Raw genomic sequence first — 9132 nt, forward strand, 5'->3', positions numbered from 1 at the left:
CCCGCGGTCAGTGCTCGAGGACCTCGACGGCGGTGTCCAGGCAGTGCAGCGCGCTCGGCGGGTCCACGCGCACCAGGGTGAAGGCGCTGATGACGAGCGCGGTGCAGACGTCGGCGAGCCGGTCGGCGTCGGCGGTCGTCGCGTCCGGGCGCCCCGCGACCACCCCGCGCCGCAGGGCGCCGCGCAGCTCGGCGCGGTAGTCGGCGACGGTGCGACGCACGGCCTCGTCGGCCGCTATCGGGGAGCCTGACGTGTTGACGAGCAGGCAGCCGGAGGTGCCCTGGACCTCGTCCGCGCGGGCGAGAGCCGCGCGCAGGCCGGTGAGGTACTCGACGAGCGCGCCGGGGGCGACGTCGTCGGCCACGAGCGGGCGCAGGCGTGGCCGCACGACTTCGTCCAGGTAGCTCTGCACGGCGGCGTCGAAGAGCCCGCGCTTGGAGCCGAAGGCGTGGTAGATGCTCGACCGGTTCAGCCCGGTGGCGCGCTCCAGCGCGGGGACGGACGCCTCCGCGTAGCCGTCGCGCCAGAACACCTCGCGCGCCGCCCGGACCGCCTGCTCGGTCTCGAACCCCTGCGCCCTGCCCATCGTGCCTCCAGGTTGTGTAACGCTCGTTGCAGTATATACAGTGGACCGACCGTTACAGAATCGACCCGGCGATCGCGCCGGGCAGGCAGCAGGGGGGACCGATGGTCGTCGCAGGGCTCGTCCTGGCAGGGATCGCAGCTGCGCTCCACGTGTTCATCTTCTGGCTCGAGTCGGTCGCGTGGACCACACCCCGGGCGCGCGCCACGTTCGGCACCACCGAGCAGGAGGCCGCCGCCACGCGTGAGCTGGCGTTCAACCAGGGCTTCTACAACCTGTTCCTCGCCGTCGTGACGGCGGTCGGCATCGTACTCGTCGCGCTCGGGAGCATGGCCGGCACCACGGGCGCGGGCGCGGCCCTCGTGCTCGCCGGCACCGGCAGCATGCTCGCCGCCGCGCTCGTCCTGTTCCTCTCCTCGCCCGGCAAGCGCAGCGCCGCCGTCAAGCAGGGCACCGTGCCGCTGCTCGCCGTCGTCGCCCTCGTCGTCGGCCTCGCGCTCTGAACCTCACCATCGGAAGAAGGCTCCACCCCGCATGTCCACGATCGTCAGCACCCAGATCCAGCTCGCCGCCCGCCCCACCGGGTGGCCCACGCCGGACGACTTCCGCACCGTGCAGGTCACGTACGGCGACCTCGAGCCGGGGCAGGTCCGCGTCGCCAACGAGTTCGTCTCCGTCGACCCGTACATGCGGGGGCGCATGAACGACGTGAAGAGCTACGTCCCGCCCTTCGCGCTGGGGGAGACCATGACGGGGGGCGCGGTCGGTCGCGTCGTCGAGTCCGCGTCCGACGACGTGCCCGTGGGCGCCGTCGTGCTGCACCAGCACGGCTGGCGCGACGTCGCGCAGGAGGACGCGCGCGGCTTCCGCGTCGTGCCGGAGCTGCCGGGCGTGCCGCTGTCGCTGTACCTGGGCACGCTCGGCATGACCGGCCTGACCGCGTACGTCGGCCTCACCGCGATCGCGGGCCTGAAGGAGGGCGACACCGTCTTCGTCTCCGGCGCGGCGGGCGCCGTCGGCACCGCGGTGGGCCAGATCGCACGGCTGCTGGGCGCGAGCCGCGTCGTCGGCTCCGCCGGGTCGGCCGAGAAGGTCGAGCTGCTCACCTCGAAGTACGGCTACGACGCCGCGCTGAACTACAAGGACGCGCCGGTGCGCGAGCAGCTGCCCGCGCTGGTACCCGGCGGCGTCGACGTCTTCTTCGACAACGTCGGCGGCGACCACCTCACCGCCGCGCTCGACGTGATGAACGACGGCGGACGCGTCGCGCTGTGCGGCGCCATCGCCGGCTACAACACCACCGACCGCGTGCCCGGCCCGGACAACATGGCGAACCTCATCACCCGCGGGCTGCGGCTCGAGGGCTTCACGCTGGGCGGCTACCTCCACCACGGAGCCGAGTTCCGCGAGCTCATGACCGGCTGGTTCGCCGACGGGAAGATCGCCTACGACGAGACCGTCGTCGACGGCATCGAGAACGCCCCGCAGGCGTTCCTCGACATGATGCGCGGCGCCAACACCGGGAAGATGGTCGTCCGCACGGCGCGCTGATCCCGTGTCGGTCCCGCGTCAGCCGCGCTCGACCGCCCGGGCGACGAACACCCACTCCAGCCCGGGGCGGTCGGGCGCGTCGCGCACCTGCTCCACGACGTAGCCGGCGTCCTCGAGCGACGCGCCCAGCTCGTCGTGCTCCCGGAACCGCAGCGTCGAGCTCGAGTGCAGGACCCGGCCGTCGGGGAGGACGAACGTGCCCCGGAAAGTCACGAGCGGGAGCGACACGTCGACAAGGTCGGTCCACGTCTCGACGACGCCGAACCCCGGCACGTCGGTGCGCCGGTGCGTACGGTCGCGCGTCCATCGCTCCCAGAACCGCCGGCTCGGGTCCCGGATCTCGAACACCAGGTGCCCGGCGGGGGCCAGCGCGGCGTGGACGCCCCGCAGGGTCGACGACCAGTCGTCGTCCGTGAGGAAGACCTGCGCCACGTTGCCCGTCATCGTCGCGAGGTCCGCCCGTGGCGCGGGCAGCGTGGGAAGAGCCGTCGCGTCGCCGTGCACCCAGCGCACCCGCGCCGCACCGGGCTTGGCGCGCGCCACGTCGAGCGACGCGCCCGCCGGGTCGACCCCGACGACGTCGTACCCCTCGCCGGCGAGCAGGCAGGCGAACGTGCCGGTCCCGCAGCCGACGTCGAGCACGCGGCGCGGGCCCAGCTCGCGGGCGAGCGCCAGGTACGGGTCGAGGTCGCCGCGGTCCGGTTCGAGCGGGTCGTACAGCCGGGCGAGCGTGGGGTCGGCGAAGATCGCGTCGGGCACGTCCCGACCGTAGGCACGACCGGCGGGGGCGGCCCAGGGATTTCCTGCGGCGTCAGGCGCGCAGGGCCTGCTCGACGTCCTCGACGAGGTCCCGTGGGTCCTCGAGCCCGATCGACAGGCGCACCGTCGTCTCGGCGATCCCCACCTTGGCGCGGCCCACGGGGCCGAGCTTGCGGTGCGTCGTCGTGGCGGGGTGCGTGACGATCGACTTCGCGTCGCCGAGGTTGTTGGAGATGTCGACGACCTGCAGCGCGTCGAGGAACGCGAACGTGCGCTTCTTCGCCTCGGCCGGTTCCGTGCCCTCGGGCACGGCGAGGTCGAACGTCACGACCGTGCCGCCGCCGGACTGCTGTGCCTTGGCGAGCTCGTGCTGCGCGTGCGACGGCAGGAACGGGTAGCGCACCCCGGTCACGCCGTCGAGCCCCTCGAGCGCGGTCGCGACCTCGAGCGCGGCGGCGTTCTGGGCGCGCACCCGCACGTCGAGGGTCTCCAGCCCCTTGAGCAGCACCCAGGCGTTGAACGGGCTCAGCGACGGGCCCGTGTTGCGCACGAACGTCTGCACCGGCCCGGCGAGGAACTCCTCCGAGCCGAGGATCGCGCCGCCGAGCACGCGCCCCTGCCCGTCGATGTGCTTGGTGGCCGAGTAGACGACGACGTCCGCGCCGAGCTCGAGCGGCTTCTGCAGCACGGGCGTCGCGAACACGTTGTCCACCACGACGACGGCGCCGGCGGCGTGCGCGAGCTCGGCCACCCGTCGCACGTCCACGAGGTCCTGCATGGGGTTGGACGGCGACTCGAAGAACACGACGTCGGCCGGCGTGGCGAGGGCCTCCTCCCACTGCGAGGTCACGTGCCCGTCGACCAGGTCGACGCGCACGCCCCACTTGGCGAGGATCTCGTCGTAGATGACGTTGGTGGACCCGAACAGGGCCCGCGCCGAGACGATGCGCGACCCGCTGGAGACCAGCGCGGCGAGGGTGTTGAACACCGCCGACATGCCGGACGCCGTGGCGTAGCAGGCCTCGGCGCCCTCGATGAGGCGCAGGCGCTCCTCGAACGTGTGCACCGTCGGGTTGCCGTACCGCGAGTACAGGAACTGCGACCGCTCGCCGGCGAACGCGGCCTCGGCGTCCGCCGCCGAGCCGTACGTGTACCCCTGGGTGAGGAACAGCCCCTCGGACATCTCCTGGAAGTCCGAGCGGCGGTGCCCGCCCCGCACGGCCAGGGTCGCGGGCCGGACAGTGGCGGGCAGCGGGCGCGAGCCGCCGAAGGTCGTCGGGTCGGCACCCGGGCCGGTGGGGACGTGCTGGCCGTGCGAGGCGCTCACGCGCGGGCCTCCGCCGTCGCCTCCGGGGCGTAGGCGCCCCAGGGCAGGCCGCGGACCTTCCAGCCCTCGCGGTCGCGCACACCGTCGAAGCCGGGGCCACCCTCGAAGCCCTCGAGCACGTTGTACGCCGGGCCCAGACCCGACGCCGTCGCGAGGCGCGCCGCGCCGATCGAGCGCTGGCCGGAGCGGCACAGGAAGACGATCGGCCGGTCCGCGGTCACGCCGGCCGTGGCGAGCTCGGCGAGGAAGCCGGCGTTCGGGCGCCCGCCCGCCTGCACCCACTCGACGAAGAGGGGATCCTTGCCGGCGGTGCTGGTGTCCGGCACGCCGATCGCGCGCCACTCGCCCTCGGTGCGCACGTCCACGAGGACGGCGTCCGGGTCGCCGACGAGCAGGTCCCACGCCTGCTGCGGGGTGAGGTCGCCGGCGTAGCCCTCGGCCGGGCGGGGATCGATCTGGGTGCTCATCGCAGTCCTCCCATCGGTCGTGGCGGTAGCACCCTCGTCCGGTACGGCCGCCGTCGCCGGCGACCGGCCCGCGGGTTGCTGCGGCGTCGACGTGCCACGTCACTCGGCCGCTCGGGATGGTCCTGGCGATCGTACGACAGCCGTCCGCGTGCTGGTCACCCCGTCTCGCGACCCGAACACGGCGTGGCCGGGCAGCCGACCCACGGTCCGTCCGCGGCGATCAGTCGTCGTCGTCCTCGCCGAAGTGGGCGACGTGCGCGTGCTCGTGGTGGGCGATGTAGAGCCGCAGCTCGACGTCGCGGCCGTCGGCCTGCTGCGCGAGCACGCGGTCGATGCGGTCGGACTCGCGGCCCGCGGCGTCGACGATGACGTCGGCGTGCTCCTTCGTGTCCCTGCCCGACCAGGTTCCGGCCTCCGCGAGGGCGGCCTGCGCGTCGGCGGTGCCGGCGGCCAGGTCCGTGCCGGTGAGCCGCTCCACCTCCGCGCGGTCGAGCGTGATGACCGTCTTGTCGTCGTCGGAGTAGCGGACCGTGTACGCCGAGGGGTCCGGCTCGGCCGACGTCGCGGTCTCGTCCGCCTGCTCCCCGGTGCCGGCGGTCTCGTCGGCGGGCTGGGACGCCGTGCCCGACGCGCCCAGGTCATCGAACTCGGCGTCGGGGGTCGGGGACGCGCACGCGCCCAGGCCGAGGAGGCTCGCGAGGGCGATCGGCGTCAGTCGGCGGGGAAGGTGTCGCATGGTCTCTCCTGGTCGATGGAGCCAGCACGATCGGTGCTGACCTCCGTGAGTCGTCCGCGCCGCCGGAAAGGTTGCACGCGGACCGAGATCTCTTTCCGGGTTTTCTTTCGGCGTCAGGACCCGGCGTCGACCTGCAGCCGGTGCACGGCCGTGAGCGGTGTCCCGTCGGGGGCGCGGGCCTCCAGCACGACCTCGGCGTCGCCCGGGCTGCTCGCCGTGAGCCGCACGGTGTCGTCGTCGGTCGCGTAGGCGCCCGTGGGCAGCGTCCACACCCAGTGCTCGGTGCCCGCGACGTCGGCCGTGAGGGTCACGGGCTCGCCGACCGTCGCCGTCGCCGGCCCGGAGATCGCGACGCTCGCGGAGCCGGCGGTGGCGCGGGGGCGGTCGAGCCAGGCGGTGACGCCGGCGCCCGCTCCCAGCCCCAGGACGGCGGCGGTCGCCGCGGCGACGACGGCGGTGGGGCGGCGGCGCGCGCGGTCCGGGGCCTCGGTCGTGCCGGGCGTGAGCGCCTGCTCGACGTCGGCCAACCACGCGGCCGCGTCGGGGTGCCGCCGGGCGGGGGAGTCGGCGAGGCTGCGGCGCAGGGCGGCCTCGAGGGCACGGGGGAGGTCGGCGCCCTCGACGAGCCAGGTCAGCAGCGCGGACATCGCCCACAGGTCGGCGCGGGTGTCGACCGTGCCGGGTCCGTCCTGCTCCGGCGGGCGGAATCCCTCGGTGCCGCCCGCGACGGTCAGGCCGGAGCTGCGGGCCAGGTCCTTGCTCATGCCGAGGTCCGCGACGACCAGCCGTTCGTCGGCTCGCACGACGGCCGACGGACCGCCGGGAGCGGCGCCGGCCGTGCCGTCGACCACGCCCTCCGGACTGGTGCGCAGCAGCACGTTGCCGGGGCTGAGGTCCCGGTGCACGAGGCGCGCCGCGTGCACGGCCTCGACCGCGGCCGCGAGCCCCCGCGCGACGGCGAGCACGTCGGCCGGCGTCGCCGTCCAGCCGTCCGCCCGCAGGGCGGAGACCCGCGCGGCGAGGGTGCCCCGGTCGGCGTACTCGAGGACCAGGTACGGCTGCTGACGGTCGCTCTCGCCGATGTCGTGCACGGCGACGACGTGCGGGCTCGCCACCCGGCGCAGCGCCCGGCCCTCGGCGATGAACCGCTCGCGGACCTCGGGGTTGAGGCTGTGGTTCTCGGCCAGCACCTTCACCACCACGACGTCGTCCAGCCGCTCGTCGAGCGCGCGGTGCACGGTGGCGAACGACCCGACGCCGATCACCTCGCCCACCCGGTACCGCCCGAGCAGCGGCTCGGGCGCGCCCGGCGAGGCCATCAGGGCAGGCTCCCGAGGGCCGCGGCCACGAGCGCGCGGCCGCGGGAGACCTGCGACTTCACCGTGCCGACGCTGCGCCCGAGCCGCTCGGCCACGTCCGCGTACGGCAGGCCCTCGATGTCGCGCAGCGTCACGGGCTCGCGGTAGAGGTCGGGCAGCGCGGCGAGCGCGTCGCGCACGGTGGCGCGCGTGGCGATGAGGGAGCTCATCCGCTCCGCGGGCCCGAGGTCGTCGTCCGGCAGGGGAGCGGTGGCGCGCTGCCGGCGCAGGTGGTCGACCACCCGGTGCCGCACGATCCCGTGCACCCATGTGGTGACCCGCGACCCGCCCGCGAACGACCGGACCGAGGTCGCCACGGACACCAGCACGTCCTGGCAGACGTCGTCCACGGCCGCCTCGTCGAGCAGCGCGCCGCGCACGAAGCGCCGCACGACGCCGGAGGCGTCCAGCAGCTCCACCAGCAGCTCGGTGGCGGCAGCGGAGCCCGCGGCGGCCCGCTGCGCGACGGCGTCGAGCACGTCGGCGGTGTCGTCGGCGGCCCCGTCGCCGGACGCCGTGAGCGCGTCGAGCGCGGCGCGGCGGGCGGCGTGCAGGTCGCCGCCGTCGAGCGCCCCGGCGACCAGGGCAGCGGGGCCGTCGGCCGTGCCTTCCGCGGGCGCGCCGGAGGGCGGGACGGTGCGATCGGGCATGCGTCCAGCGTCTCACGCGCCCGCATCGTGAGAAGGGTGTCTGCCCGGCTTGACCGTGTGGTGCCGGGCACGCACGATGGGCGGCAGGTCATGAGCGCCAGCGCGAAGCCCCGGCTCGCTGGCCGGCAACCCTCCTCTCGCGGCGGGGTGCCCCGGGTGACGACCTGGCCCCGCGCCGTCCGGCGTGCGGGCAAGCGCGGGGAGCGACCTCCCCGGCACGACCGAGGAGGACCACGCATGACCACGCTCACCCCCGCGCCTGCGGTGCCCGCCGTCCGCGCCGCCGCCGTGCACGACGTCCCGCCCGTGCTGCCCGTCGTCGGCGGCGACACGCTCGTGCCGCTCGTCGACGGCCGCCACCTGCCGTACGCGAACCTCGACGTCGCGGCGTCCGCGCCCGCCCTGCAGGCCGTGGCCGACCGGGTCGCGCGCGTGCTGCCGCTGTACGCGAGCGTGCACCGCGGCGCCGGCTACCTGTCGCAGGTGTCGACGGCCCTGTACGAGACCGCGCGCCGCACGATCGGCGCGTTCGTCGGCGCCCGCGAGGACGACCTCACGATCGTCACCCGCAACACGACCGACTCGCTCAACCTGCTCGCGGGCTGCGTGCCCGCCGACCCGGCCACCGGCGAGCCCGGCCGCGTCCTGGTGCTCGACATCGAGCACCACGCCAACCTGCTGCCCTGGCAGCGCGTCACCGACGCGACCGTCGTCACCGGCGGTCCGTCCGTGTCGGCCACCCTCGCGGAGATCGAGGAGGAGCTGAGCTCCGCCGCCGCCGCGGGCCGCCCGTACGCCCTCCTCGCGCTCACCGGCGCCTCGAACGTCACCGGTGAGGCGCTGCCCGTGGCCGACGTCGTCGCCGCGGCCCACGGTGTCGGTACGCGGGTCGTGCTCGACGGCGCCCAGCTGGTGCCGCACCGCCGCTTCTCGCTGGCGGAGACCGGCGTCGACTACGTCGCCTTCTCGGGCCACAAGACGTACGCGCCGTTCGGCGCCGGCGCCCTGGTCGGCCGGCGCGACTGGCTCGACGCCGGCACCCCCTACCTCGCCGGGGGCGGCGCCGTGCGCCGGGTGCGCGCCACCACGACCGACTGGCACGAGGGCCCCGCCCGGCACGAGGCCGGCTCGCCGAACGTCGTCGGCGCGGTGGCGCTCGCGGCCGCGTGCGACGAGCTCGCCGCCCTCGACCCGCGGGTCGCCGGCGAGCACGAGGACGCCCTGCGGCGCCGGCTCGTGGACGGGCTCGGCGAGATCGACCGCGTCGAGGTCGTGCGCGTGTGGGACGACGCCGTCGACCCGGTGGGCGTCGTGACGTTCACGGTCACCGGCTACGACCCGGGCCTGGTCGCCGCGTATCTGTCCGCCGAGCACGGCATCGGCGTGCGCGACGGTCGGTTCTGCGCGCACCCGCTGCTCGGCCGCCTCGGGTTCGACGCCGGAGCCGTGCGCGCGTCGGTCGGCCTCGGCACCGCGGGCGAGGAGGTCGAGCGCCTCGTCGCCGCCGTCCGCTCGCTGGTGACCGAGGGGTCGCAGGCGCAGTACGACGTCGTGGACGGGCTCTGGGTCGTCGTCGACGACCCGCGCCCGGTCCCCGAGGGCTCCGGCCTCGAGGGCCTGCTCGCCACCGCCGCGCTCGGCGCCGACGAGGCGTTCGGCTGCCTGCCCGACGACCTCTGAGCCGTCGGTCCCGCCTCCGGG

10 protein-coding genes and 1 riboswitch are annotated in these 9132 nt (G+C 75.2%); of the genes, 3 read left to right on the top strand and 7 right to left on the bottom strand.

Annotated features, from left to right (window positions below):
• Window positions 1–7: 7 nt before the first annotated feature.
• Window positions 8–586, bottom strand: coding sequence for a TetR/AcrR family transcriptional regulator (locus tag ACFUVW_RS17040; RefSeq protein WP_430572508.1), 579 nt, complete (start codon window positions 584–586; stop codon window positions 8–10).
• 101 nt (window positions 587–687) lie between these two features.
• Here ACFUVW_RS17040 and ACFUVW_RS17045 point away from each other — a divergent pair, with 101 nt between their 5' ends.
• Window positions 688–1086: a DUF1304 domain-containing protein gene (locus ACFUVW_RS17045; RefSeq protein ID WP_430572509.1), complete on the top strand. Its 399-nt coding sequence runs from the start codon at window positions 688–690 to the stop codon at window positions 1084–1086.
• A gap of 31 nt (window positions 1087–1117) precedes the next feature.
• Window positions 1118–2134: an NADP-dependent oxidoreductase gene (locus ACFUVW_RS17050; protein ID WP_430572510.1), complete on the top strand. Its 1017-nt coding sequence runs from the start codon at window positions 1118–1120 to the stop codon at window positions 2132–2134.
• Between the two features lie 18 nt (window positions 2135–2152).
• Here ACFUVW_RS17050 and ACFUVW_RS17055 read toward each other — a convergent pair whose 3' ends face one another.
• The 6 genes from ACFUVW_RS17055 to ACFUVW_RS17080 form a co-directional block, all read right to left on the bottom strand.
• Window positions 2153–2893, bottom strand: a complete 741-nt coding sequence (locus ACFUVW_RS17055; RefSeq protein WP_430572511.1) for a class I SAM-dependent methyltransferase — start codon at window positions 2891–2893, stop codon at window positions 2153–2155.
• Between the two features lie 52 nt (window positions 2894–2945).
• Complete coding sequence (locus ACFUVW_RS17060; RefSeq protein WP_430572517.1) at window positions 2946–4145, bottom strand: O-succinylhomoserine sulfhydrylase; 1200 nt, start codon at window positions 4143–4145, stop codon at window positions 2946–2948.
• Between the two features lie 71 nt (window positions 4146–4216).
• Window positions 4217–4687 (bottom strand): rhodanese-like domain-containing protein, encoded by a 471-nt coding sequence (locus ACFUVW_RS17065; RefSeq protein ID WP_430572512.1) that lies wholly within the window; start codon window positions 4685–4687, stop codon window positions 4217–4219.
• A 220-nt stretch (window positions 4688–4907) separates the two neighbouring features.
• Window positions 4908–5423, bottom strand: coding sequence for a hypothetical protein (locus tag ACFUVW_RS17070; RefSeq protein ID WP_430572513.1), 516 nt, complete (start codon window positions 5421–5423; stop codon window positions 4908–4910).
• A gap of 113 nt (window positions 5424–5536) precedes the next feature.
• Window positions 5537–6742 carry a serine/threonine-protein kinase gene (locus tag ACFUVW_RS17075; protein WP_430572514.1) on the bottom strand — a complete coding sequence of 402 codons (1206 nt, stop codon included), beginning with the start codon at window positions 6740–6742 and terminating at the stop codon, window positions 5537–5539.
• Complete coding sequence (locus ACFUVW_RS17080; RefSeq protein WP_430572515.1) at window positions 6742–7431, bottom strand: RNA polymerase sigma factor; 690 nt, start codon at window positions 7429–7431, stop codon at window positions 6742–6744. The genes ACFUVW_RS17075 and ACFUVW_RS17080 overlap by 1 nt, the downstream gene beginning before the upstream one ends.
• 86 nt (window positions 7432–7517) lie before the next feature.
• Window positions 7518–7634, top strand: a riboswitch (SAM riboswitch).
• 34 nt (window positions 7635–7668) lie between these two features.
• Here ACFUVW_RS17080 and ACFUVW_RS17085 point away from each other — a divergent pair.
• Complete coding sequence (locus ACFUVW_RS17085; protein ID WP_430572516.1) at window positions 7669–9111, top strand: aminotransferase class V-fold PLP-dependent enzyme; 1443 nt, start codon at window positions 7669–7671, stop codon at window positions 9109–9111.
• The last annotated feature ends 21 nt before the right edge of the window (window positions 9112–9132 follow it).

It is taken from the genome of Isoptericola sp. NPDC057391 (genome assembly GCF_042668085.1).
Taxonomy (GTDB): domain Bacteria; phylum Actinomycetota; class Actinomycetes; order Actinomycetales; family Cellulomonadaceae; genus Isoptericola.